21 protein-coding genes are annotated in these 23,911 nt (G+C 69.1%); 8 read left to right on the top strand and 13 right to left on the bottom strand.

All coding sequences use genetic code 11. The features are described from left to right. Positions 1 to 95: 95 nt before the first annotated feature. The 5 genes from G3I54_RS38095 to G3I54_RS38075 form a co-directional block, all read right to left on the bottom strand. Positions 96 to 3,884, bottom strand: a complete 3,789-nt coding sequence (locus G3I54_RS38095; RefSeq protein WP_164621904.1) for a hypothetical protein — start codon at positions 3,882 to 3,884, stop codon at positions 96 to 98. Between the two features lie 142 nt (positions 3,885 to 4,026). Further along, complete coding sequence (locus G3I54_RS38090; protein WP_164621902.1) at positions 4,027 to 5,793, bottom strand: ADP-ribosylglycohydrolase family protein; 1,767 nt, start codon at positions 5,791 to 5,793, stop codon at positions 4,027 to 4,029. Between the two features lie 4 nt (positions 5,794 to 5,797). Continuing rightward, positions 5,798 to 6,496, bottom strand: coding sequence for a DarT ssDNA thymidine ADP-ribosyltransferase family protein (locus G3I54_RS38085; protein ID WP_164621901.1), 699 nt, complete (start codon positions 6,494 to 6,496; stop codon positions 5,798 to 5,800). Next, positions 6,493 to 7,893, bottom strand: coding sequence for a UvrD-helicase domain-containing protein (locus tag G3I54_RS38080; RefSeq protein ID WP_164621898.1), 1,401 nt, complete (start codon positions 7,891 to 7,893; stop codon positions 6,493 to 6,495). The genes G3I54_RS38085 and G3I54_RS38080 overlap by 4 nt, the downstream gene beginning before the upstream one ends. Positions 7,894 to 8,404: 511 nt before the next feature. After that, positions 8,405 to 8,779 carry a hypothetical protein gene (locus tag G3I54_RS38075; protein WP_164621896.1) on the bottom strand — a complete coding sequence of 125 codons (375 nt, stop codon included), beginning with the start codon at positions 8,777 to 8,779 and terminating at the stop codon, positions 8,405 to 8,407. A gap of 492 nt (positions 8,780 to 9,271) precedes the next feature. Between G3I54_RS38075 and G3I54_RS38070 the strand changes: the two genes are divergently transcribed. After that, a complete protein-coding gene (locus tag G3I54_RS38070; RefSeq protein WP_164621894.1) occupies positions 9,272 to 9,652 on the top strand; it encodes a hypothetical protein in 381 nt (126 codons plus the stop codon). On the opposite strand, the gene G3I54_RS38065 is transcribed toward G3I54_RS38070, so the two are convergent. Further along, positions 9,558 to 10,160: a TIGR03086 family metal-binding protein gene (locus G3I54_RS38065; RefSeq protein WP_164621892.1), complete on the bottom strand. Its 603-nt coding sequence runs from the start codon at positions 10,158 to 10,160 to the stop codon at positions 9,558 to 9,560. The genes G3I54_RS38070 and G3I54_RS38065 overlap by 95 nt on opposite strands. Positions 10,161 to 10,245: 85 nt before the next feature. Between G3I54_RS38065 and G3I54_RS38060 the strand changes: the two genes are divergently transcribed. Together G3I54_RS38060 and G3I54_RS38055 are read left to right on the top strand one after the other, a co-directional pair. After that, positions 10,246 to 11,067, top strand: a complete 822-nt coding sequence (locus tag G3I54_RS38060; RefSeq protein ID WP_164621890.1) for a helix-turn-helix domain-containing protein — start codon at positions 10,246 to 10,248, stop codon at positions 11,065 to 11,067. 96 nt (positions 11,068 to 11,163) lie between these two features. Continuing rightward, positions 11,164 to 11,898 carry a Mut7-C RNAse domain-containing protein gene (locus tag G3I54_RS38055; RefSeq protein ID WP_164621888.1) on the top strand — a complete coding sequence of 245 codons (735 nt, stop codon included), beginning with the start codon at positions 11,164 to 11,166 and terminating at the stop codon, positions 11,896 to 11,898. A 51-nt stretch (positions 11,899 to 11,949) separates the two neighbouring features. On the opposite strand, the gene G3I54_RS38050 is transcribed toward G3I54_RS38055, so the two are convergent. Continuing rightward, on the bottom strand, positions 11,950 to 12,573 hold the full coding sequence (locus G3I54_RS38050; protein WP_239144782.1) for a hypothetical protein: 624 nt from the start codon (positions 12,571 to 12,573) through the stop codon (positions 11,950 to 11,952). 185 nt (positions 12,574 to 12,758) lie between these two features. Between G3I54_RS38050 and G3I54_RS38045 the strand changes: the two genes are divergently transcribed. Then, positions 12,759 to 13,517: an SDR family oxidoreductase gene (locus tag G3I54_RS38045; protein ID WP_030088106.1), complete on the top strand. Its 759-nt coding sequence runs from the start codon at positions 12,759 to 12,761 to the stop codon at positions 13,515 to 13,517. 65 nt (positions 13,518 to 13,582) lie between these two features. Here G3I54_RS38045 and G3I54_RS38040 read toward each other — a convergent pair whose 3' ends face one another. The 5 genes from G3I54_RS38040 to G3I54_RS38020 are packed head-to-tail and all read right to left on the bottom strand — an operon-like array spanning position 13,583 to position 18,632. Continuing rightward, on the bottom strand, positions 13,583 to 14,572 hold the full coding sequence (locus tag G3I54_RS38040) for an endonuclease/exonuclease/phosphatase family protein (protein ID WP_164621886.1): 990 nt from the start codon (positions 14,570 to 14,572) through the stop codon (positions 13,583 to 13,585). A gap of 19 nt (positions 14,573 to 14,591) precedes the next feature. Beyond that, entirely contained in the window at positions 14,592 to 15,665 is a 1,074-nt protein-coding gene (locus tag G3I54_RS38035; RefSeq protein WP_164621884.1) for an ABC transporter ATP-binding protein, read from the bottom strand. Further along, positions 15,662 to 16,519: an ABC transporter permease subunit gene (locus G3I54_RS38030; protein ID WP_164621882.1), complete on the bottom strand. Its 858-nt coding sequence runs from the start codon at positions 16,517 to 16,519 to the stop codon at positions 15,662 to 15,664. The genes G3I54_RS38035 and G3I54_RS38030 overlap by 4 nt, the downstream gene beginning before the upstream one ends. Beyond that, positions 16,507 to 17,481 carry an ABC transporter permease subunit gene (locus tag G3I54_RS38025; protein WP_164621880.1) on the bottom strand — a complete coding sequence of 325 codons (975 nt, stop codon included), beginning with the start codon at positions 17,479 to 17,481 and terminating at the stop codon, positions 16,507 to 16,509. The genes G3I54_RS38030 and G3I54_RS38025 overlap by 13 nt, the downstream gene beginning before the upstream one ends. Before the next feature lie 2 nt (positions 17,482 to 17,483). Continuing rightward, positions 17,484 to 18,632: an extracellular solute-binding protein gene (locus tag G3I54_RS38020; protein ID WP_164621878.1), complete on the bottom strand. Its 1,149-nt coding sequence runs from the start codon at positions 18,630 to 18,632 to the stop codon at positions 17,484 to 17,486. Positions 18,633 to 18,954: 322 nt separating this feature from the next. Here G3I54_RS38020 and G3I54_RS38015 point away from each other — a divergent pair, with 322 nt between their 5' ends. Both G3I54_RS38015 and G3I54_RS38010 read left to right on the top strand, forming a co-directional pair. Beyond that, positions 18,955 to 19,695 (top strand): GntR family transcriptional regulator, encoded by a 741-nt coding sequence (locus tag G3I54_RS38015; protein WP_164621876.1) that lies wholly within the window; start codon positions 18,955 to 18,957, stop codon positions 19,693 to 19,695. Positions 19,696 to 19,840: 145 nt separating this feature from the next. Next, positions 19,841 to 20,488, top strand: coding sequence for an HAD family phosphatase (locus G3I54_RS38010; RefSeq protein ID WP_164621875.1), 648 nt, complete (start codon positions 19,841 to 19,843; stop codon positions 20,486 to 20,488). A gap of 17 nt (positions 20,489 to 20,505) precedes the next feature. Here the strand turns inward: G3I54_RS38010 and G3I54_RS38005 are convergent, their stop codons facing one another. Beyond that, positions 20,506 to 21,699, bottom strand: coding sequence for an RtcB family protein (locus G3I54_RS38005; RefSeq protein WP_164621874.1), 1,194 nt, complete (start codon positions 21,697 to 21,699; stop codon positions 20,506 to 20,508). 172 nt (positions 21,700 to 21,871) lie between these two features. On the opposite strand from G3I54_RS38005, the gene G3I54_RS38000 reads away from it, so the two are divergent. Together G3I54_RS38000 and G3I54_RS37995 are read left to right on the top strand one after the other, a co-directional pair. Further along, a complete protein-coding gene (locus G3I54_RS38000; protein WP_164621873.1) occupies positions 21,872 to 22,777 on the top strand; it encodes a DUF3558 domain-containing protein in 906 nt (301 codons plus the stop codon). Between the two features lie 192 nt (positions 22,778 to 22,969). Further along, entirely contained in the window at positions 22,970 to 23,815 is an 846-nt protein-coding gene (locus tag G3I54_RS37995) for a DUF3558 domain-containing protein (RefSeq protein WP_164621872.1), read from the top strand. Positions 23,816 to 23,911 lie beyond the last annotated feature (96 nt).

Below are 23,911 nucleotides of genomic sequence, written 5' to 3'. Positions count from 1 at the left end.
TGACCAACCGCACGACATCACGAGTTCAACCTCAGTGGCTGAGCTCGCTGAGCAGCGTCGGCCCGCGCTTTCGTAACGGGTCTTGCCGGCATGGCCTACTCCAGGCCCTGATGACGTCGCTCTGCCTCTTGGTCTTCCCGCCGGGCGTCTGCTTCGTACGACTCCGCAAGCCCTTTCAGCAACTTCCGGGTTCGCGGCCACGCGCGTACGCGTTCGGCCTGCTCCCGGAAGGACCGGGCCAACTCCATCTCTTGCACTCCACCGTCTAGAAGCCCTCGGCTGGTCACACCTCTTTTGTTGTAGATGCCAATGCTGAGGCCCTGTTCAAGATCGTTGCTATTGACCTCTTCAAGTAGATCTCGGACAGCTTCCGGAACTTGCAGGTCGTCCTGGTTGCGCGGGGCGAAAGCAAGGACCTGGCCAATCTGCACGTCACCCACCCTGGCGCGATCCCTGGAAGCCAATTCTGCCCGTGCCGTCATGACCCACGTGCGCAGCGCAACCGGGTCGAGGGTCCCGTCGGCCTTAATCCCTGGACACGTGCGCAACGTGCGAAGGGCTTGATATGAATGGTTCGCAATATTGCGCCTATTTTCCTTCTCTACGGCATCTACCGTATCTTCGTCAGAATCGGTGCTGGAGCGAAAGGACCATGTCACCAAATCCGCAAACGCCTCAGGGTCCTCGACCAGCATCTTGTGGAGGACCGGAGCCTTAGCGTCGAATCCGAGCGCAGGCAAGAGTTGCCACTCCAGCCTGAGGATGCGTTGACGCCCCACCTGATCGCAATTCCGTGCCAGCAGCGTGAATAGATCCTGGAAACGTGAACCGAGTCGCCCGATCTCAGGATCGCTCAACCTAGCTGCGATGAGGTCTTCCAGCCCGGTGACGACAATCTCAGCGACCTCTGGAGCACCCCCTTCCTTGTCGTAGAGGAGGATGAGGTCCAGCGCGGCTGCCGGACGGCCTGCACCCAGCAGCGACCGGGCGGCATCAAGCGCTCGTGGGAAATTAGAGCCGAGCCCAAAGTAGGAGAACTCGCGCCAATAATGTCCCGCTACTTCCGGACTGAGTTCCGAGAGCTTAGACCACGCGGCGGCTGGTTCTGGGGCGAGCCGCAGGATCACTGCCTGAACATGCGGAAGCTCTGTAAGAGAAAGAAGCCTGTCGCGGAGATCATTCCCCCACGCCCACATACGCCGACGCAGGTACCCAACGGCAACCTCCTTGGCTGGCGAGGCGTCCCCCTCAAGCCATGACAGCAGCTCTTGGTCATGTTCATCGGAGTGCTCGGCAAGAGCGATGCCCACCAGGTCGGCGAACTCGGCTACGGAAGCCAGCTCGACAAGAGCCGCCAACCCTCCATTCACGACTATCTCCCCGACTGCGGCGGCCCGCCGGGCGAGGAGTTCCGCGTCGTAGGCAGCGAAGTCCTCACGCCGCCTGATGTCGCCGAGCGTGATCCAACCGGATTGGAACAACCATGCGTATCGCCTCACCGGATTCCGAGGCTCCAGCGCTTGGCATGCGGTTTGGAGAGGGGCCAGCTCGTCCGCAGGAAGCGCCCACGCGGCGTCCGCATACTCTCGGTGCCGGGCGACTTGGTCGCGCAATGCGCGGTGGAGAACCGCGCGCTGATCGTCATCTTCCAGGTCGCCGCCCAGTTCAGTCAGTCCTCGCGCGACCTCAGCGCGGTGTTGGGGAGGGAGAACGTCGATTTTGCCGATCAATTCGGCATACAGCTCGGGAGCAGCGTTGACCTCGTCCAGGAGTAGGTCGACCACGGCGGTGATCACACTCCATCGATCATGCGGGGTGACGACAATTCCCCTTTTCCAATCACGGAAACGCGGACCAGGATGGCTCACCTGGATAGCGTGACTGTCAGGAATGAGTTGGAGGAGCAACTTGCGGCCGAGTGCTGGCTGCCTCCGCACCAGGCGTCGGATTACTGCTATGCGGTCCTCGGCATGAGCGGTCGTGTTTGGAGCCCATGCGCTGAGAATCCCCACCAGACTCGCGAGGGGACGATTCGAGAGCCGGCCGCCCGGGTCCACGACAGCCAGCGCAGTCAGTACGTCGACTGCGTCATCGAGGTGCTCCGGAGACCACGCCAGGCTCTCCAAGGACCACAAGAAGCTTGTATGAGGAGAGCTGGATCCAAGCCCCATGTTGTCAGGCTGGTTGTCTGTGAACATGGCGGTGTGAAGCGGCGTGGTGCCGCTGAGGCCCTCGTGCACCGCTTCCATAAACTCCTCCGGAGCAGCCTCAGCCAGCAAAGTGAGCACATCGCCCAGGGAACGCCACAGGCTATACGTTTCATCAGCATTGGCCTGTTTCAGCAGATCACGGACTAGCAACCGTGCCCACCGATCGCCCGTGACACCGCCCGGGCCCCGTAGGTCTGCGCCCAGGGTGCCCAGGAGGGCGAGCGACTGGGCGAGCCCGGCGCGAAGGGTGTGTGAGAAGCACCGTCTAATGCCCATCACCCCAGCCTTCCACTTCTCACCAGGGTCTAGATCGAGGGTCGGATCTGTTTCAGTCAGTACTTCTAGAACTACCCTTCGAAAGAATTGAAGATCGTCACTGGTAAGAGACGTACCGAGCAACGCCCAGGCATCCTCGGCGGCGAGCACATGCCAAATTCCTTCCTGATAGCCAAGGAAGGGGATGTCGGCCCCGGCAGCGAGCTCCCGGGCTCGCTCCTGCAACTCGTCGTACTCAAGTCCCGAGCACTGCCCAACCACACGGCGGTCTTCCTGATTGTCTCCGGCCCAGGAGTTCACAAGGAGCAGCCGTCGGCGGACCACATCGAGAGTGGAGACCCGCTCCGGTGTGAGTGGCTCTGGGTGGTGGGCCAGCGCTCGCCGTAGCGCAAGCAGGCTGCGGCGACCAAGCGCGCCGAGGCGAGCGGCACGCTCACGCGGCATGTCGTTGGAGAGCAGCAGGGACTCAATGGCTTGGCTGTGAAGCCTGGGTACCTTCACGTCGCACCGGGCGCCCGGCATCGCCGCCCACACCAACTGGTGAGGCTGCTGCTGCGGAATGTCCCGCGCGAGGGCCGGGTCGGCGAGGACCAGGATCAACGGCTGGCGTTGCGTGACCAGTTGCTCAATACCACTCCTGTCGGAAACAAACAGGACCCGCGCCCCCACCTGAGTGGCCCCCAGGGTGCCTTCTTGCTCTAGGGCAGCGGCGACGAAAGCGCAGACTTCATCGGGACGCAGATCACCACCTAGCGTGGTTACCGACTGGCCGGTGGCAAGTAGGGCACCAAAGTCGGCGGCTGCCTTCTCTCTTCCTGCCAGCACCACCGTTCGGTCCAGCGGGATGTGCGTCGACCGGAGCCAACTGTCCGTCCACCACGAGTCCAGAGACCGCACGCCCGGCAGTGCCTTCCCCAGCCGGGCAGCAAGCCATGCCGTGGTGGCTGGCGCTTGCTCCAGCCATAGGTCGATCCCGTCGAGGTTGTACCCACGTACCTCCCGCCACCGACCATCTTCGGTGTGACGCTCGGCCCAGGTTCGAGCATCTCTCCACGTGTCGAGGACGACTTCTACGTAGGTGACGTCTTGGGTCGCGAGCCCCTTCGGGCCTTTGATCCTTTTCTCGTAGTCATCCTCGGCCTTGCTATTGCCGCCGCCAACAGACAGCTCCCACACCGAGGTTCCTTCGGGCACGAACGCCGACGGTCGCGACGCTGTGACGATGCCGTCATATCCGCCGACGGCGGTTCCGGACCCGCCGGGCATGTCCAGCGATTCCAAGCCGCTTGCGGTCTCGGCTATCAAGCGCCTAATCAGCAGCGGGAGGACGGTATCGAAGCCCGCGTCACCACGTGCCTTGCGGAGATCGTCACGATCAATTGGCGGCCACACAGTCATGTTCCGACAGTACCGCTCCCCACTGACACTCCCTTCGGCTTCAACTCTGTCGACGCCATCGTCGTCCGTCTCATGCTCATCCACAGACCGCTGTTCAACATCATTCGGCGGCCTGGAAGCTGAGGTCCGGGGCCGGCCGGGTCTACTGCAGGGTTGGGCGAGCGGGCGGCTCGGCGTTGTTGACGGCGACGATCAGGTACGGGTCGATCTGTGCCCAGAGGGCGCCGCCCTCACGTTGCACTGCTCCGTCGAACCCCAGCCTGCGCAGACGCTCCCAAGCCGCTTGGACATCGTCGATGGCAACCCGAAGTTGGACGCCTGGAACGCCCGTAGCGACTTTGCTGGTGTGTGCCTGCCTGATCACGAGATTCTCATAAGAGACCCAGTCGCTTCCGCGGCGGTGCGCGCTAAGACCGAGGGCGGACATGGCCGCCGTCACGCGTGCGATGTCGGCGACGGGCAGATAGGCACCTTGGAGCCGGACCTGGTTCGGTGGCCAGACCGATCGATGCTCGTCAGTCGGCTCCGCATCGGTACGAGGGGCTTCCTCGACACCTTCCGATTCCGCTTCCGCCCGCTGGATTCCGCGGATAAAGAAAAGGTTCTGACCGTCCGTGGTGACGATATGTGTACGTCGCGCCGTCCACTTGCCGGACGTCAGCGTGCCAGCTGCGACCACGCGTGCTTGGCGCCGGTCCGGGAGCAGCAGATCAGCTCGGCTGTCAGCCTTGTCGAGCTTCTCGATGAACCGCGACCGAGCTTCGCCAGCCGCGGCGCGAGAAGGCAGGGACAGGATCGGAGAGACAGGAGTGAGCAAATTCTCGGCCAGCGTGACTAGCAGGGCCGCATCCTGAACAGTTCGCCCGAACAAGCCCAGCCATTCCTGGCCCAGACCTGCGCCGAGCAGGCTGGCGGCCATAGATGCCAGTGTGTCCGTGTCCGCGCCCTCCTGGCGCGCGGGGACACCGATGCCACGCTCCGGGCTGGCGGCCGAACGGGCCGCGAGGTAAATGGCTGCCACCGCGCACAACGTCCCCGACCCACGCGTCTTCGGCCGAGTGAGGCCGTGTTGCTCGAGAAAGGCGGAGGGCGCACTCAGCGCGCCGCTGTTCAGTGAGGACCGTGCGCTGGTTAGGAGATCCTCCACCTCCCGCACGGCGTCATCCCAGCCTTGTTCATAGCCGCCGGGGAACGCCTTCGCAGCGGCATCCAACCAGTTTCTGTCCAGCCCCTGCCACACCGGTTCCCGCCAGTCCTTCAGACCGTCCAGTGTTGCTTCGACGAGCCAGCCGTAAGCCAATGGCGCAGGTTGCCGCAAACTGGTCCACAGGGCATAGGCATGCACCAAGGCACCCAGCAGGGCTCGCGGGTGCCCGTGTGTCGTCGCGGCGTCGCGGACCACGTCGTGCGCCAGGTCGCCGAAGGAACCCTCGTGGTGGACTATGACGTGCGGCGCGATGCGCATGGCCGCGCCGTTGGCCCCGCTACTGAAGTACTTTTCCTGGTCGTCGGCCCTCTTGCCCCAGGCCGATTCATGCTTCTCCCAGGCGCGGCAGGCACGCTTGACGCTGGCCCCGGCACCACGTTCGTAATCGAGGAGGAAGGGCCACTCGACTCGTTGCAACCAGGAAAGCCAGTCGTCTCCTGCGGTGAGGCGAGCACGAGCCACGGCGATGAGCATCTGTGTGTCGTCGCTGTACTCGCCTGGTCCGATGTCCTCAAGGATCGGGCGGAAACGGCTGCTTGCCGTTCGCTGCCAGGCGAAAAACCGACCCGCGACCTGGCTGAGTGGCGGAAGTGAGCGAGTCCGGTCCCGCCGCTCGTAGGGCCAGCCCATGGCGTCCCCGACGGCTGCTCCTAGCAGCATGCCGCAGGCTCTGTCGGTCCATGGGTGAAGCTCAGCGTTCACGTGTTCACTCTGCCAGAGTTGTTCGGGGGATGTACGGGCTCTCCGGTGGCCGATTGCCGGAGCGCACCGAGCGGCTCAGGACGTACTTGTCGAAGATCATGGGAGCGACAACCAGAGGTGGCAGCAGAACCGCCATCCCGAACTGGGCATGCCTGAAGTGCTCCAGCTCTGCCTGCTTCTCGTCCCGGACGATGACAGAACGTACGGCCGACAGTGGGATGATCCCGGGTATCTGTATCTCTGCCTGGTCGTCCGTAGGCCACCAAGACGGGTGCCCACTTTCTCGCCGCAGAGTCACCTTGCCGGTCACCGTAGGCGCGAACATGGCATTGAAGCCGTCGGCACCCAGCCGGGCGCCGGCGCTCCTGTCTCGTGCGGAGTTGTACGGACAGAAGCGTGCGCCGGAAGTGGCGAGCAGGTCGACGTCCAGCGTGAGAACCACCCAGTCCTGAAAATGGCGGTCCCGGCTCGCTGCCTGGGCCAGGTACCAGGTGTTCGGATACTCCACGCTCAGGAAGGTGAACTCCAGTGCGCCGTCCAGGCGCTGGGTATCGGCAGGCCGAAAGGCGTCCGCAGCTGTCTGCAGGGTGGCCACGGGACGTATCTGCCGGGTTTCGAGGATATGGGACAGGTTGGCCGACTTGGTGAGATGGCACAGACGGGTGATACCGCGGGCCCGGGCCTGCTCAAGGACGTCACTCACAAGCTCACCCGCACGTACAGGTCAGACATCTCCTGCGGCACCAGACCGGTCAGCTTGCTTGAGTGCAGCATGATGAGGTCTGTACGAGCCCGGGTGATGGCTACGTACAACTGCCGGGCCTCGCGCGCCTTGGCCTCGTCGAGGCCGTGAGCCTCCACCTCACTCGGTTTCGGCAGCTCGTCCGCATCACAGAATGGGAGGATCACCGAGTCGAACTCGAAGCCCTTCGCCGCAGAGTAGGTCCCGTAAAACACCCCCGGCTCGTCCGTCCACCGCGCAAGCTCACGGTGTAGGCGGTGAATGGGGACACGACCTCGGTCGAGGAGAGATCTGAGTTTGTCCTCGTGGACCCGGGTGCGCATAAGAATGGCGACCTGGCGGTCCGCGCCCAGCGCCAGGGCGTTGCTCGCCGCCTGAACGAGCTGTTCTTCCTTGCCCGCGGTCTCCAGGATGGTGGGTTTCGGGCCGTCGGCCGCCGCACCGGTCGGCTGGACCAGATCGACGTCGTCCTTGAAGTGCGGCATATCCGAAAGGGACTGGGCGAGTTGGGCGACCTGACGGCTGTTGCGATAGTTGTGGGCGAACTCCACGACATTTGACACATGAAGGCCCAGGGCACGCCAGGACATCCGGCTCCCGTAGATCTGCTGCGCGTAATCGCCGAAGAAAGTCAGTGATCCGTCGCTAGGAATGGCCGCTGCCAGGCTTCGAATCATCTCGGGTGTAAAATCCTGGCCCTCATCGACGACGACATGCCGGTAAAGCCGCTTGGTGGGATCAACCTTCAGGGCACCCAGGACCGTCGACGCCATGTTGTCGAAGTCGTACTCGTACCCGGCTTCGGCACGCAACTGTACGTACCGTTGGTAGACCTCGAAGACGACTTCACGATCGGGTTGCTGAAGTGGCCTGCCCCGGCCAACCCGACGAGCACGGCCTTCCACATACGTCTGCTGGTCGACTATGCCGTGCCCGACCATCCAATGCAGCTCATCCAGGAAGAAATCGAGCGGACGGTGAATCACGGCCCGGGAGGGATGGCGCTCACGAGCCTCCCCCAGCGCCCGCTCAACCATTTGCTTCTTGGACTTGCATATGCGCACCGGCGATTTGGTGCGATGCGCGAGATAGCCACGCGCGAAGGTGTGGTAGGTCTCGATCTGCAGGTTCGTAGACGCGGCGCTCATACCCCTGAGGTAGGTTACGAGAGCCTTGTTGAAGGTGACCAACAGCGTGCGGCCTCCGATACCCGGGGCCGTGGCCAGATAATGAGCCCGATGGACCGCCATCGTCGTCTTGCCGCTGCCCGCCGTGCCCAGAACGACGCAGTGACCGCGTTCGTTCAGGAAGACGACGTCCCGCTGGTGACCCTTCGGGTCAGGTAACGAAAGCCCCATCGCGCCATTATGACGCGTCCATGGCCACTTGGTACAGATGATCCACGGACCGGTCCCTCAACTGGGCCTCCACCAACCGACGAAGCCGCAGCCCTCTCCGCTGGAGCTCGCGCCCTCGGCGATTAGGCAGCTTGGCCCGGGGGGTGGTGCATAGCTTCGTCCAGCCCTCGCGCGGGCTGCTGACGACCGCGGACTGCCACACCGCGGCACCTGCCCCGTGGCCAGCCGATCACTTTCCAGGGCACATCCAGGGCACATGAGCCCAGGAAACGGCGTTAACCCGCGAGAACTACCGGGACGACTTTCCGCAGGTCAACGCGGATTCTATCGAAAATACCCAGGTCGACGCCCCGCCGCCTTCAATCGCTCCACGAGTGGCAGGACTTCTCCCACCGCCTGCATGACGCGGGGCACCAGGCGTACTGCCTGGTGTGGCCCTGACCCGAGGCCGAGCGGATTTTCGAGCGGCCCCGGGCTCGCGGGCCGCCGGTACCCGGCGCACGGGTACGGCTCAGTCGACGCCCTTGACATAGACACGGCTGCGTCCGCCGTCGATCGCCGCCACGGCGACGTGGAGCGCGTTCAGGTCGTCGTCGCAGGGAGCGCACACCTGCGCCGTTCGGACACCGGGCAGGCCGACCGGTTCCGGCAGGCCGAGACGGGCGAAGGGCGCGGCGGGCACGCTCTCCCCCGCGAACGGCACGGCCCGCTCCGCCACGGGCTCCTCCGGATCCATCCCGGCGAGAAAGCCGTCCACGTCTCCGGACGGCACCACGAACGCCAGTAGCAGCGCGTCGTCCTGCCCCCTCCGGTGCCCGGCCCGCACATCCGAGGCCGCTCCGGGAACCCGCACGCCCAGCCGCTCGGCGACGGCCGACGCACTCACCCCCTCGTCCCAGGAGGACACCCCGCGTCTGTCCCCCGCCCCGCCGCCCTGCCCGCTTCCATCGGCACAACCGGCACCGAACACGACGAGACAAACCCCCCATACAAGCCTCCGGACTCCGGGCCGCACCCCGTTCACCGGGCGTCCCCGTTCCGCCCGATGTCGGTCCGCGTCCCGTCCCGCCCCGGATCCGCCGGTCCCGGCCAGGCACCCCCCGAAGTCAGGTCGTGCTGCTGCACCGAGCTACTGCCTCGCATGTCGAACTCCCTGGCCTCATCGGGTAATCGATGCGTCCGGATTCTGGCGCACGGTGTCTTCGAAGCGTCCGAGATCCGGCCGTACAGTCGGTCGAAGCGTTCACACAGGCGCTCCCACGTGCACACATTCGGTCGGATCGAGCCAGGTGTCACGGCGAATTTGGCCGAAGCCGGTCTTCAGCGCCACCACCTCACGCGCCGATGCACAGGACACCGACCATCGAGGAGGTCCGCCGTGGGCGACGTTCTGCTGGCCCTGTCCATCCCCGTGCTCGTCTTCGGCGGCGGCATCTACGCGGCCTGCGACTGCTGGTGGCGCCGCGGGCATCCGGCGCCACCGTCCCCGTACACCCACCGGGCCGCCCGGCTGGCGGAGCAGGACATGCTGGTCCTGGCCGCGGACATCGTCGACGACGCGTACGCCGCGCTCGGCCCCCTCTACGAGGCCCCGGCCGCCACCCCGTGCCCCGCCGGACCGGCCACCGGACCGGCCACCGGGCTCGGCGGACCGCCCGCCGCGTTCAGCCCCCGGCCGTCCCGGCCGCCCCGCTCGTCCCGGCCGGACGCCACCCCGGATCGCGGCCCGTCACGGCCAGCAGCCGCTCGAAGGCGCTAGCCCCCTCCCCCACCGGGAACGGCTCGCCGAACACCTTCATCTCGCGGGCCTGCGGCGCCAGGGCGGCCAGTCCGGGGCCCACCTCCTCGACCACGGCCGGGTCCGGCACGAACGCACCGCCCGTCGCCCGCGCCAGGTCCCAGGCGTGCACGGTCAGGTCGCCGAGCACCATGAGCCCCACCGTCCGGGCCGGCAGCCCCATCTGCCCGGTCGTGCCCTCCTCCGCGCCCGGCGCGTCCCACGCCGCCACCAGCCGGGCGGTCTCCTCGGCGAACCCGGCCCGCCAGTCGCCCGTCACGAACTCCGGCTCCCGGCCGAAATCCACCTCCTCGCGGGCCGCGAGCGCCTGGAAGTTCACGACCACCAGGAACAGGTGGTTCAGCAGCGCCCGTACGTCGTACTCGGCGCAGGGCGTACGGTCGCCCAGCTGCGCCTCGTCGATGCCCCGGACCACGGGCAGGGCCCGGGCCGCGGCGATGTCCAGCAGTTCACTGATCTTCTGCGTCATGCCTTCCACTCTGCGCCCGCACCCCGCCCGAGGTCTTGAAGAAACACGACAGGCAGGCCGTGTACGCGCCGCCTAGGATCGGGTCATGGCCGCCGGACCCCGCCGTGACACCCGGGGCATCGTCGACGCCCCGGACCTCTTCGCCCGCGTACGCTTCCGCCGCCGCGAGCCCGCCGCCGCGCTGCGCCCGTACCTGGAGCACTACTGGCTGATCGACTGGGACCTCACCGAGCCGTACGCCGCCCATGTCGTCCCGCACCCGTCGGTGAACCTGGTCCTCCAGCGGTACGAGGCCGGGGAGAGCACCGAGGAGCGGTCCGGGTACGCCGAGGTCGCGGGCGTCGATCCGGGGCTCTTCACCCGGAAGCTGGCCGGGCGCGGACGGGTCTGCGGGGTGCAGTTCCGGCCCGGCGGTTTCCGCCCGTTCGCGCCGGAGCACGACGTCTGCGAGCTGACCGGACGCCGGGTTCCGGCCGCCGAGGTGCTGCGGCTGCCGCCGCCCGTCGACGCGGTCCTGGGCCCGGACGACGAGGACGCGCGGGTCGCGGCGCTGGACGCCTTCCTGCTGGCCCTGGAGCCCCGCCCCGACCCCCGGGCGACGCTGGCGATGACCGCCGTCGACCGGGTGCGCGAGGACCGCACGGTGCGCCGGGCCGATGAACTCGCCCAGGACACGGGGCTCTCCGCCCGCTCCCTGCAACGGCTCTTCTCCGCGTACGTCGGCGTCGGCCCCAAGTGGGTCATCCTCCGCTACCGCATCCACGAGGCGCTGGAGCGCGCCGGATCCGACCCGGCCGTCGACTGGGCGCGGCTCGCCACGGACCTCGGCTACAGCGACCAGGCCCATCTGGTGCGGGACTTCACCGCGACGGTCGGCGTTCCCCCGACCGCGTTCGCCCCGCGCTGACGGCGCTCGGTCGCGCATCCGCACGCCCCCCGGCTCCCCGTCCGCCCCCTGCCAAATGCCTGGCCGCCCGTCCCGCCCCGGTGGCATCCTGACCGGGTGAACGGACCCGAGATCACCCTCGAAGTAGCCCCTGAGCTGCGGCTCTTCGTCCCGCACGACCGCCGTGGCGGGCCCACGCCCCTCGTCACGGACGGCTCCTCGACCCTCGGCCATGTCATCGAGTCCCTCGGCGTCCCGCTCACCGAGGCCGGAACGCTGCTGGTGAACGGCGGCCCGGTGGCCCGCTCGCATGTGCCCGGGCCCGGCGAGCACGTCGAGGTGCGTGCCGTGGAGCGCCCGCAGCGGGTGCCCGGCGCGCCGCTACGCTTCCTCCTCGACGTCCATCTCGGCACGCTGGCACGCCGGTTGCGGCTCCTGGGCGTCGACGCGGCGTACGAGAGCGAGGACATCGGCGACCCCGCCCTGGCCACCCTCTCGGCACGAGAGCGGCGCGTCCTGCTCTCCCGGGACCGCGGGCTGCTGCGCCGCCGCGAGATCTGGGCGGGCGCGTACGTCTACAGCGACCGTCCCAAGGAGCAACTCCGCGACGTCCTCGGCCGCTTCGCTCCGGTCCTGGACCCGTGGACCCGCTGCACCGCGTGCAACGGCACCCTGGCCGGAGCAGCCAAGGACTCCGTGAGCGCACTGCTGGAGCACGGCACGCAGCAGGCGTACGACGCGTTCGCCCAGTGCACGGAGTGCGACCGGGTGTACTGGCGCGGCGCCCATCACGGCCACCTGGAGACGATCGTGTCCGAGGCGGTCCGCGAATTCGGGGGCGCGGTGGCGTAACGGCACGGCGGCGTAACGGCGTAACGGCGAAGGCCCGCCGCTCGGAGGACCTCAGAAGGCGTACGGGTCACCCGTCGAAGGCGCCAGCACCGTGTGCGCGTCGTTCCTGGAGTCCGCGTCGCGCGCCCCGCCGCCCCACACCGTGTCGACCCGCACGACCACCTCGGCCGGGCGGCCGGCGAGCCGCAGGTCCAGCGCGGTCCGCCGGGTCTGCCCGCCCTTGGCCAGCGCGCCCGTCTCGCACAGCACCGCAGCCCTGCCGCCCCACAGGCAGCCCTGCGGAAGCTGCTGCCGTACGGCCAGCGGCTCGGAGAACCGCAGTCGCACCGTCGAGGCGGACACGTCGGCGGGCCCCCGGTTCGCGGTCCGGAGCCGGATCTCCAGCAGGTCGTTCCAGAAGGCGATGTGCCCGTGATGGGCGATGTCCGCCTCGGACGCGGCGGCAGCGGCAGGCGTGGCAGGAGCGGCAGGAGCGGCGGCAGGGGCTACGGGGGCACCGGCAGTGACGGGCTCGGCGGCGAAGGTGACGGGGTCGATATCCGCCGCCGGCACCGACCGCGGTACCGGCACCGGCACCGGCACCGGCACCGCCGTCGCGGCCGGCACGGTCGTCGCCGCGGCCACGGCGACGACGACGGACAGCGGCATCAACAGTCTTCGGCTCAGGATCAGCATGCCGGGAACATACCGATCCCACCGATTAGTCCGATGAACGTACCGCCCTGACGCGCTCTCCCCCACCCGCACAGCCCACCACCGCCCCGCGCGCAGGACCACCGGCCGGCCGCCCGCGCACGGGGCGCACCGCGACGCCTGCCTATCCTTTCCCCGTACCCGATCAGCTGTCCGAGGAGATCGCCATGGCCGCCACCCCCATCGCCGTCATCACCGGCGCGAGCAGCGGCATCGGCGCCGCGACCGCCCGTACGCTGGCCGCCGCCGGCTTCCGGGTCGTGCTGACCGCCCGCCGCAAGGACCGCATCGAGGCGCTCGCCGCCGAGCTCACCGAGGCCGGTCTCCAGGCGACGGCCTACGCGCTGGACGTCACCGACCGTGCGGCGGTCGACGAGTTCGCCACCGCGTTCCGCTCCCTCGCCGTCCTCGTCAACAACGCGGGCGGGGCGCTCGGGGCCGACCCGGTCGCGACCGGCGACCCCGCCGACTGGCGCCAGATGTACGAGACCAACGTCATCGGCACCCTCAACGTCACCCAGGCCCTGCTGCCCGCCCTCACCGCGAGCGGCGACGGCACGATCGTGATCCTCTCCTCGACCGCGGCGCTGTCCTCGTACGAGGGCGGCGGCGGTTACGTCGCGGCCAAGCACGGCGAACACGTCCTGGCCGAGACCCTGCGCCTGGAGATCGTCGGCACCCCGGTCCGCGTCATCGAGGTGGCCCCCGGCATGGTCAGGACCGAGGAGTTCGCCACCACCCGCTTCCGCGGCGACACCGAGAAGGCCGCCAAGGTCTACGCGGGCGTCGACGCCCCGCTGACCGCCGAGGACGTGGCCGACACGATCGGCTGGGCCGTCACCCGCCCCAGCCACGTCAACATCGACCTCCTGGTGGTCCGCCCGCGCGCCCAGGCCTCCAACACGAAGGTCCACCGCACCCTGTGAGCCGGTGAGCGAAGGGCCCGGGACCCGGCGTACCGGTCCCGGGCCCCGTCGGCCGCGCCTGGGCCTCAGCCCACCGTGAACGTCGTCAGGACCGCCGCGTGGTCCGTGGGCCACGCGTTGCCCGCCTGGTCCGGGACCGGCTTCGGGTCGCCGTCGACGAAGGACACCGAGTCCTTCACGGTCAGCTTGTCGCCCGCGTAGTCGATGAAGTCGATCCGGTCCTGCGGCTCGTCGACCCCCGTGGAGCCCTCGTGCTTGGGGTAGACCGGCGACCAGGTGTTGCCGGGAACCGCCGCCGGGTCCGGGTTGGCCTCCCGGAAGGAGTCCTTCAGACCGGCGCCCTCGAAGATCTTGGTGACGGGCCAGTCGACCTGTCCGTAACCGCAGTGGCTGTCCTTGGTCGCCTCGGTCCAGTCCAAGTGCGAGGGCGTGTTGAAGTCGCCGACGAGCAGCACCGGCGTCTCGTCCGCCGCGGCGATCTTCGGCGCGAGGTCCTTGGCGATGGCCTCGGCCTGCGGGGTGCGGCCGGACTGCGCCTCCCGCAGGAAGATCTCCTCGACCGGCATCTCGTCGAAGCAGGCGTCGTACGGGCCGTACGGGTCGTAGCCGAGGTGCGCCGTCCAGAGTTCGACCTCCTGGCCGGTGGCCTCGTCGATCCGGATGCGGACGCCCGCCGCCGCCTCGCTGGTCTCGACCTCCGAGCTGAACGGGAAGCGGCTGATGATGCCCAGGTCGGCATCGGACTGCCAGTGGTCCCAGCCCAGCTCCTCCGCGAGCTCCTTCGCGGAGTGCCCGGAGGTCTCCTGGAGTCCGACCACGTCGGGCCGGTGCTTCTTGATGACGGCGACCTGCTTGGCCAGACCGTCGTCGACCTTGGCTCCGCCGTGCCACAGATTCAGGGTCATGACGCGCAGCTCGCTCGCGGCGGCCGGCCTGCCGGGCTTCCGGGCCTCGTCGGGCTCGGCCGCCGGACCGGCGACCGCCACGGCCGCGGTCGCGGCGAGGGCGACGGCCGCTCCGGTGGCGGACAGGAATACACGGCGCTTGGCACTCACTGGTTGCTCACTCCTTCACTTACACCTTCGGGGACAGGGCGACGGCGCGCTCGGCGACGAGCACGGGGTTCTCGTGCGGGGTGATCGTGCAGCGTGCTCCCGGCGCCAGCGCGGTCGCCTCCCAGCTGGGCAGGTCGGCCTTGCACCCGACGCCGGAGTCGGTGGTGAGGTGCAGCCGGGTGGTGGGGCCGAGGAAGGTCGCCACCCGTACGGTCGCGGGGGTGCCCGCCGCGTCGTCGGCGGCGCCGACCGCCAGCCCCTCGGGGCGCAGCAGGACGTCGACCTCGGTGCCGGCGGCGGGGGTCGCGCCGTGGATGGGCAGCCGCCGCCCGAACAGCTCGACGACCCCGCCGTCCCGGACGGTGCCCGGCAGCCGGTTCATGGTGCCGACGAACTCGGCGACGAACGGCGTGGCCGGACGGTCGTACAACTCACCGGGCGCGGCGCACTGTTCGAGCCGGCCGTCCTTCATCACGGCGACGCGGTCCGCCATGGACAGCGCCTCCTCCTGGTCATGGGTGACGAAGACGGTGGTGATGCCGAGGTCCAGCTGGATGCGCCGGATCTCCTCGCGCAGATTGAGCCGCACCTTGGCGTCGAGCGCGGACAGCGGCTCGTCGAGGAGGAGCACCTTGGGCGAGATGGCCAGCGCGCGGGCGAGCGCCACGCGCTGCTGCTGGCCGCCGGACAGCTGGTGCGGGTAGTGGCCCTCGCGGCCGGGCAGGCCGACCAGGTCCAGCAGCTCCAGGGCCCGCTGCTTGCGCTCGGCGTTCGCCCGGCCGCGGACCCGCAGGCCGTACGCGATGTTCTCGGCGGCCGTCATGTTCGGGAAAAGGCTGTACGACTGGAAGACCATGCCGATGTCACGGCGGTGGGCCGGGACCGAGGTGACGTCCTGGCCGTCCATCAGCAGCTCGCCGCCGTCGGCGCTCTCGAAGCCCGCGATGATGCGCAGCGCGGTGGTCTTGCCGCAGCCGGACGGGCCCAGCAGGGCGACCATCTCGCCGGGGGCGATGTCCAGGTCGAGTCCGTCGAGCGCGACCGTGGAGCCGAACTTCCGGCGCAGTTGCTTGAGTTGCACGGGGACGGTCATGACACGGTCTTCTTTCGGTTCTCGCGGTTCTCGCGGACGGAGCCCGGGCGCGTACGACGGCGGCTACGGCCACCGGCCAGGGTGGTGAGCAGGAGCAGCAGCCCCCAGGTGATCAGCAGGCTGAGCATCGCGGCCGCCACCGACAGCTGGGCCTCGGAGTCCTTGATCTCCACCATCCACACGGAGAACGGGCGGTAGGAGAGCACGGAGGCGACGGTGTACTCGCCGAGCACCATGGCCAGGCTGAGCACGGCGCCGCCCACCACGGCGGTCCGCAGGTTCGGCACGACGACCTGCCACAGGGTCTGCAGGCGGGACGCGCCCAGGCTGCGGGCGGCCTCGACGAGGGTGCGCAGGTCGACGGCGCGCAGCCCGGCGTCCAGCGAGCGGTACAGGAACGGCAGGGACATGACCGTGTAGACGAGCACGAGGATCAGCGGGAAGTCCTCGTCCCGCAGGATCTGGAAAGTCATGTACAGGGGCGTGTCGGCCAGGTCCTGTTCCCAGGACAGCACCGTGGTGACGCCCGCGACCAGCGCGATCGGCGGGACGACCAGCGGCATCATGCAGAGGATCTCGACGATCCGGCGCAGCCTCGGCAGATAGAGCGAGATCGCGACCAGGGTCGGCACCATCAGCAGCAGTCCGCAGACGATGGTGGCCAGGCCCAGGCGTACCGACAGCATCAGGCTGGTGGTCAGCCCCTCGGTGCCGAGACCCTGCGTGTACGCGTCGAAGCTGATGCCCTCGACCTCGTTGACGCTGAACCAGATCGAGGCGCCGATGGGGACCAGGAAATACAGCGCGGCGAGCGGCAGGACGACGCCCCGCGAGGTCAACTTCATCCGAGCCATCGGGTGCTCCTGCGCTGCAGCGGTATCTGTACGGCCATCACGAGCAGCGCGATCACGACCATGTTGAGGCTCATGGCGAGGGCGAGGTTCTCCTGGCCCACCAGGACATTGCCGTTGAGGGCGTTGGCGATCTGGATGGTGATCAGCGGCTGCGAGGAGCCGACCATCACCGCGGCGGTGGCGTGCGAGGCGAACGCCGTGCCGAACATCAGCACCGCGCCGCCGAGCAGCGACGGGGTCAGCACCGGGATGCCGACGTGCCGCCAGTACTGCCCGCGGGTCGCCCCGCAGGACGCGGCGGCCTCCTGCCACTGGGAGCGCAGCCCGTCGAGCGCGGGCAGGACGGTCACCACCATCAGCGGGACCATGAAGTAGAGGTAGGCCAGCACCAGGCCGGTGAAGCTGTAGAGGCTGAAGCCGGTCCGGTCCAGGTGGAAGAGCTGGGTGACGGTGCCGGTGGTGCCGAGCGTCGCGATGAAGGCGAAGGCGAGCGGCGCGCCGGAGAAGTTGGCGAGCACCCCGCTGGCCGAGACGACGACGCCGCGCAGTGCGGGCCGCGGGGAACTGACGACGGCCTGCGCGATCAGGGTGCCGATCACGGTTGCCAGCAGTGCGGTCATGAGCGAGAGCTCGACGCTGCCGGTGAGCCCGGTCGCGTACGCCCCCGACAGAGATCCGCTGACGTTCTCCGTGGAGAAGCGGCCCTCGCCGCTCGCCGGGTCGACGACGGTGAACGCCCCGTACACCATGGTCCCGGCGGGCAGCCCGAAGCACACGGCGAGAAACGCGAAGAAGGGAACGACGACGGGCCACCGGTGCCGCCGCGCGCCACGGCGGCGGGCTCCGCCGTCCCGTACCGGAGGCGCGGGGCGGGCGGGGGCGGCCGGGCCCGCCGCGGGCGCGGAGGCCGCCAGGACGGCGGCTCCGCTGCCCGCGGGGGGAGGTGCGGTCTTGTCGGCCATGCTCAGCTGACCGCCTTGCCCCAGCCCTGCACGACCGTCTCCTTGGCCTTGGCCTCCTGGTCCACGGTCGGCTCCTTGGGAGTTCCGTGGACCTCGGGAATCTTGGCCAGGGCGGCGTTGTCGGCGGTGCCGTCCTTCTTCATCGCGTCCAGGAGCGCCGGGCGGGAGAAGCCCTTGAGCCAGATGTTCTGGCCCTCGGGGCTGTAGATGAACTCCAGCCACAGGCGGGCGGCGGCCGGGTGCGGGGCGTACTTGTTGACGCCCTGGTTGTAGTAGCGCGAGTACAGGCCGTCGGAGGGCACCGCGACCTGCCAGTCGACGCCCTTGGCCGCCAGCTTCTGGCCGTAACCCAGGTTGAGGTAGTCCCAGTCGATCGAGATCGGCGTCTCGCCCTGCTGGATGGTGGCGAGCGTGGACTTCGCGGGCACGAAGTTGCCCTTCTTCTTCAGCTGCTGGAAGAAGTCGAGACCGGGCTGCGCGTCGTCCAGGGAGCCGCCGTTGGCCAGCGACGCGGCGACGACCGCGGCCAGCGCGGAGCTGGACTCGGTCGGGTCGCCGTTGAGCGCGACCTTGTTGCGGTATTCGGGCTTGAGGAGGTCCTTGAACGTCTCGGGGCAGTTCTTCACGGCCTTGGCGTCGCAGCCGATGGAGATGAAGCCGCCGTAGTTGTTCATGAAGGAGGCGTCCGGCTGCTTCTGCGCGTCCGGGATGCCCTTCCAGCCCGCGACCTTGTACGGCGCGAGCAGGCCCTGCTTCTTGGCGTCCTGCATGTACGAGGTGCCGAGGTCCAGCGCGTCGACGGCCCGGTCCTGGCCCTTGCGCTTGGCCGCGGCGTTCAGCGCGCCCTGGCTGCTGCCGCCCGGGTCCTCGTTGTTGACCTCGATGGCGTACTTCTTCTCGAAGGCCGCGATCATCTCGCCGTAGTTGGCCCAGTCCGGCGCGAGGGCGTAGACGTTGAGCTTGCCCTCCTTCTCCGCCGCCGCGACGAGCTTCTCCATACCGCCGAGCGCCGCGGCCGACTCCGCCTTCGCGGCCTTGCTGTTCTTCGCACCCTCGCCGTCGGGTGCGGAGCCACAGCCGGTGGCCACCAGGGCGGTGAGGCCGGCGAGGGCCGCGGCGGTCAGGACGCGGCGGGGATGGTGTGCCTTCACGATGCGTACTCCTGGGTCTGCGGCGAGCCACCTGTATGGACAAGCCATCGTCAGTAAGCCAGGTGAAGCTAGCAGCCAAGTGAGCGGCGGGTAAAGCTTTATGGAGGTAAAAAGTGCAGGTCAGAAGCGTTATCAAGACGTAGGTTTACCTTCTCCGAAACCGGTTAGACGCAGGGTTCGCACTTCGGGTCCACACCTCGGCGGAACACCGATTGCGCGCAGTTCCAAGATGCGACGCACCCCGTGCGGATGACATGATCGTCCCTGCTCACCCGGACCGCACCGCGCGTCCGGCGCACCCCCGGAAGCTCCAAGGAGAGACGTGACCCGACGGCACCAGCAGATCGCCGAGGAGCTGCGCCGCGCCATCGCCGAAGGCATCCACCCCGTGGGCTCCGAGCTGCCGTCCGAGTCCGAACTCGCCCTGTCCCACGGCGTGTCCCGGGGCACCCTCCGCCAGGCCTTCGGCACGCTCCAGTCGGAGGGCCTGATCGGCTCCCGGCAGGGCGCCCGCCGGACCGTCCTGTCCACCACGCCCAGCCAGAGCTTCACCGAGCTGCGCAGCTTCGCCGAGTGGGCCAGGGCCGGCGACCGCGCCCCCGGCGGCCTGGTGCTCCGCTCACGCCGCGGAAAGGCCACCGAGGCCCAGGCCGCCCTGCTCCAACTCGCCCCCGGCGACCCGGTCCTGCACATCCTGCGGGTACGCACCCTGGACGGCGAACCGGCCCTCCTGGAGCGCACGGTGTACGCCGGCTGGGCGGCGGCCGCCGTCGAACGGCTGCCGGACGACTGCGAGTCGGTCACCCGGAGCCTGTACGAGGAGGCCGGCATCGTCATGAGCAACGGCGAGCACCACCTGGACGCGGTCGCCGCGGGCACCACGGACGCCCGCGAGCTGGGCGTCCGGCGCGGCTCCCCGCTGCTGCGGGTGCGCCGCACCACGACCACCTCCGAGGGCCGCCCCGTGGAGACCTCGGAGGACCGCTACCGGCCCGGCTCGGTCGTCTTCACCGTCCGCAACTCGGTGCAGGCCAACCCCCTGGTCCGCACCGCCGCCGACTGACCCGCCGCCGGTCCGCCCCGCCCCCGGCCGGCAGGACGCCCCTCGGCCTACCGGACATCCCCTGTCCGGCCGAACACCCCCCTCACCGCCCTTCCGCCGGCGGTCCACCCCGGCGCAGCCCACCCCCAGGAACAGCGAGCCCCGTATGCCCCCGCTCCCCCGCCCCGCCGCCCTGCTGTGCGACATGGACGGCACCCTCGTCGACACCGAGCACGCCTGGCTGGACACCGTCGCCGGGTTCCTGCGGGCGCAGGGCTCCCCGGCCGACGCCGGCGCCCTCGCCCCGTACGCGGGCGCGGCGGTGGCCGACGCGGCGGACCGGCTCGTGCGCGACGGCCGCACCACCTTGTCGACGGCGGAGACGGCGGCCCGGCTGGACCGGGAGTTCACGGCACAGGTGGCGGCCGGGGTGACCGTCCAGCCGGGCGCCCTCCGCCTCCTGGACCGGGCACGCGCGCTCGGCGTACCGACGGCCCTGGTCACCGCGTCCGAGCGGCACGTGGCCGACCTGGTGCTCGAAACGCTGGGCCGGCACCGCTTCGACACCTCGGTCGCCTCGGGCGAGACGGCACGCGGAAAGCCGCACCCCGACCCGTACCTGGCCGCCGCCGCCGCGCTCGGCGTGGCCCCGCGGGACTGCCTGGCCGTCGAGGACACCCCCACGGGCGCGGCCGCCGCGCTGGCCGCGGGGTGCCGCCTGCTCGCCGTCCCGTCGGTACCCGGCATCCAACCGGGCCCGCGCACGGTCCTGGTCGCGTCCCTGACGGAGGCGGACCTGGCGGGCGGGGCGTAGGGGGTACGGGCCGGGCCTCAGCCCTTCACGCAGATGACCTGCTTGAGCTTCGCGACGACCGCGACCAGATCCCGCTGCTGATCGATGACCTGCTCGATCGGCTTGTACGCGCCCGGGATCTCGTCCACGACACCGGAGTCCTTACGGCACTCCACGCCCTGCGTCTGCTCCTCCAGGTCCTTGGTCGAGAAGCGCTTCTTCGCCGCGTTCCGGCTCATCCGGCGGCCCGCGCCGTGCGACGCCGAGTTGAACGACTTCTCGTTGCCGAGGCCCTTCACGATGTACGAGCCGGTGCCCATGGACCCCGGGATGATCCCGTGGTCGCCGGACCCCGCCCGGATCGCGCCCTTGCGGGTGACCAGCAGGTCCATGCCCTCGTACCGCTCCTCCGCCACGTAGTTGTGGTGGCAGGAGATGACCGGGTCGAAGGTCACCCGGGCCTTCTTGAACTCCTTGCGGACCACGTCCTGGAAGAGCCCCATCATGATCGCCCGGTTGAACTTCGCGTACTCCTGCGCCCAGAAGAGGTCGTTGCGGTACGCGGCCATCTGCGGGGTGTCCGCGACGAACACCGCCAGGTCGCGGTCGATCAGCCCCTGGTTGTGCGGCAGCTTCTGCGCCTGGCCGATGTGGAAGTCGGCCAGCTCCTTGCCGATGTTCCGCGAACCGGAATGCAGCATCAACCAGACAGAACCGGTCTCATCGAGACAGAACTCGATAAAATGATTACCCGATCCGAGCGTTCCCATCTGCTTCGTGGCACGTTCCTGACGGAACTTGACCGCGTCGGCGATCCCCCCGAACCGCCCCCAGAAGTCGTCCCATCCCGCCGTCGGGAACCCGTGCAGCTTCCCCGGGTCCACCACGTCGTCGTGCATGCCCCGGCCGACCGGAATCGCCTGCTCGATCTTGGAGCGGAGCCGTGACAGGTCACCGGGAAGATCGTTCGCGGTGAGGGACGTCTTGACGGCGGACATCCCGCAGCCGATGTCCACCCCGACCGCGGCCGGGCACACCGCGCCCTGCATCGCGATCACCGAACCGACCGTCGCCCCCTTGCCGAAGTGGACGTCCGGCATGACCGCGAGACCCTTGATCCACGGCAGCGTGGAGACGTTGCGCAGCTGCTGCATCGCGACGTCCTCGACCGACGCGGGGTCCGCCCACATCCGGATGGGAACCTTCGCCCCCGGTACCTCTACGTACGACATAACTCCTCGATTCCCCCGAAAAGACTGAAAGCGCAAAACCGGTGCCAAGATCGGCAAACCTGTCGGCCGACCGGCATTCACAGCGGCGCGTGCGATACACATTGTGTCCATCGGCCGCCTTCGAGCGGCAACCCGTTTTCCGTACCGAAGGGAGCCTGGGACGGTGCGACACATGGCGTACGTACCCGGCGTCGCGCTTCTCGCAGCGCTCGTCGTCGGCTGCAGCGCCGACGCCGACAGCAACGCGAGCGGCGCCGACAGCAAGGCGGGCAGCCCGACCGTCACCCCCGCTCCTCCCGGCAAGTACCTGACCCTGCCCGCCCCCTGCCGTGCCGTGCCGCGCTCCACGCTGAAGGACCTGCTGCCCGGCGCCGCGGAGCTGCCCGGGGACCAGCAGGAGAAGGTGTTCCGGGGCACGGCGTCCGTCACGTACGACACCGACCGCAAGGTCGGCTGCGGCTGGAAGTCCGACGCGCCGGACGCCACGCGAAGCCTGTCCATCGACTTCGAGCGCGTCGTCTCCTACGACCCGGCGATCAGCGACGACGACCGGGCCGACACGGTGTACGCGAAGAAGGAGAAGGCCGCGGGGCTGTCGTCCTCGACGACCCCCGGGCCGGACGCGGAGAAGAACTCCGGAACCCCGGACGAGAAGGACAAGGGCAAGGACAAGGGCAAGGAGAAGGGGCAGGGCAAGGGCTCCGGCGAGGGCGAAGGCGGGGCCGAGGGCGCGGCGGGCGACGCCACGGCCTCGTCGGACCCCTCGTCCACCGCCTCGCCCTCCAAGACCCCCGGCGGAGGCGGCAGCGCAAGCAGCAGCGGCAGCCCGGAGGACGTCCTGCCCTCGCGCATCCTCGACAACCTCGGAGATGCCGCATTTCTGCATGATCTGCCCAAACGGTCAGGTTCCACCGCACAGAACCACACGGTGAGCGTGGTATTCCGCACATCGAACGTGGTCGTGACCGTCCGGTACGCCGAGCAGCCGGCCCTCGTCACCCAGGAGCCCGACGGCGCGGAACTCCAGGAGAAGGCCCAGGCACTGGCCCGGAAGCTGGCCGAGACACTCAGCGAATAGACCCCGTCCGACGGGCCCCCGACCGGCCGGATTCCGGCCCCGGGGGGCTCTCGGCGGCGGCACGGGCCGGCCGCCGCCCGTCGTACCGTGGCTGTCCGGAAGACGTACCGACCCGCGACCGAGCCCGCCCGTACACCGCACGAACCGAGACCTCCAGCACCGAGAGCTCCGTGCCATCCGAGTGAAGGAACCATGCACCGATCAGCCCCGCGCCTGTCCCGCATCCTCGCCTGCGCCGCCGTACCGGTGATGCTCGTAGCCGTCGGCTGCTCGTCGGACTCCGACTCCGGCGGCAAGAAGAACGCGGGCTCCTCGTCGTCCGGCTCCCCCAGCGCCAAGCCCTCGGAGCCCACCGTCGAGCCGGCGAAGTTCGCCGATCTGCCCGACCCGTGCGGCTCGATCGCCAAGAAGACGATCGAGGACCTGGTGCCCTCGGCCAAGAAGAAGAACGGCACGGCGGGCCGGTCCAACGACCTGTCGGCCAGGAGCAGCTGCTCCTGGAACGGCCTGGACGACAAGGGCGTCAAGGGCTCGCAGTACCGCTGGCTGGACGTCGGCTTCACCCGGTTCGACTCGGACCAGTCGCTGGGCAGCGGCGCCAAGCGCGCCACCGACGACTACGCGAAGCAGATCGCCAAGACGAAGGCCACCGAGGGCGCCGAGAAGATCGCCGCTGAGCCCACCGCCGGCATCGGCGAGGAGGCCACCCTCGTCACCTACGGCCTCAGCAAGACGGACGAGGACTTCGCGTACGCCACCGTCGTGGCGCGCACGGGCAATGTCGTCGTCACCCTGACGTACAACGGCGCGGGCTACGCGGGCGCGAAGACCCCCTCCTCGGCGGACATCGTCAAGGGCGCCCAGAAGGCCGCGAAGGAAGCGGTCGCCGCGGTCGCCGACTCCGCCGACGCCAAGACCACCCCGCCGGCGAAGGGCGACGCCGAGGACGACGCCAAGGGCGACAAGAAGGACAGCGGGAAGGACGGCAAGAAGGACGCGGCCAAGGGCAAGGCCACGTCGAAGCCGAAGTCGAGCTGACGCGAACACCCCCTCCCAGCACGGCTTTTCCGGAACCCGGCCCTCCCCGAGGGCCGGGTTTCGCGCGTTCGGGCAAACCCCGGCGGCATGTGCCTG

The sequence above is a fragment of the Streptomyces sp. SID14515 genome (genome assembly GCF_010548505.1).
Taxonomy (GTDB): Bacteria; Actinomycetota; Actinomycetes; order Streptomycetales; family Streptomycetaceae; genus Streptomyces; species Streptomyces caviscabies.
Note: the sequence above shows the minus strand (reverse complement) of the source record. Positions and strands in the feature narration are given on the sequence as shown.

Coding starts and splice junctions, on each gene's coding strand:
- G3I54_RS38045 (WP_030088106.1), top strand. CDS start 12,759: ATGGCCGCCACCCCCATCGCCGTCATCACCGGCGCGAGCAGCGGCATC.
- G3I54_RS37995 (WP_164621872.1), top strand. CDS start 22,970: ATGCACCGATCAGCCCCGCGCCTGTCCCGCATCCTCGCCTGCGCCGCC.
- G3I54_RS38005 (WP_164621874.1), bottom strand. CDS start 21,699: ATGTCGTACGTAGAGGTACCGGGGGCGAAGGTTCCCATCCGGATGTGG.
- G3I54_RS38030 (WP_164621882.1), bottom strand. CDS start 16,519: ATGGCTCGGATGAAGTTGACCTCGCGGGGCGTCGTCCTGCCGCTCGCC.
- G3I54_RS38060 (WP_164621890.1), top strand. CDS start 10,246: ATGGCCGCCGGACCCCGCCGTGACACCCGGGGCATCGTCGACGCCCCG.
- G3I54_RS38065 (WP_164621892.1), bottom strand. CDS start 10,160: ATGACGCAGAAGATCAGTGAACTGCTGGACATCGCCGCGGCCCGGGCC.
- G3I54_RS38080 (WP_164621898.1), bottom strand. CDS start 7,893: ATGGGGCTTTCGTTACCTGACCCGAAGGGTCACCAGCGGGACGTCGTC.
- G3I54_RS38050 (WP_239144782.1), bottom strand. CDS start 12,573: ATGCTGATCCTGAGCCGAAGACTGTTGATGCCGCTGTCCGTCGTCGTC.
- G3I54_RS38095 (WP_164621904.1), bottom strand. CDS start 3,884: ATGACTGTGTGGCCGCCAATTGATCGTGACGATCTCCGCAAGGCACGT.
- G3I54_RS38010 (WP_164621875.1), top strand. CDS start 19,841: ATGCCCCCGCTCCCCCGCCCCGCCGCCCTGCTGTGCGACATGGACGGC.
- G3I54_RS38025 (WP_164621880.1), bottom strand. CDS start 17,481: ATGGCCGACAAGACCGCACCTCCCCCCGCGGGCAGCGGAGCCGCCGTC.
- G3I54_RS38035 (WP_164621884.1), bottom strand. CDS start 15,665: ATGACCGTCCCCGTGCAACTCAAGCAACTGCGCCGGAAGTTCGGCTCC.
- G3I54_RS38000 (WP_164621873.1), top strand. CDS start 21,872: ATGGCGTACGTACCCGGCGTCGCGCTTCTCGCAGCGCTCGTCGTCGGC.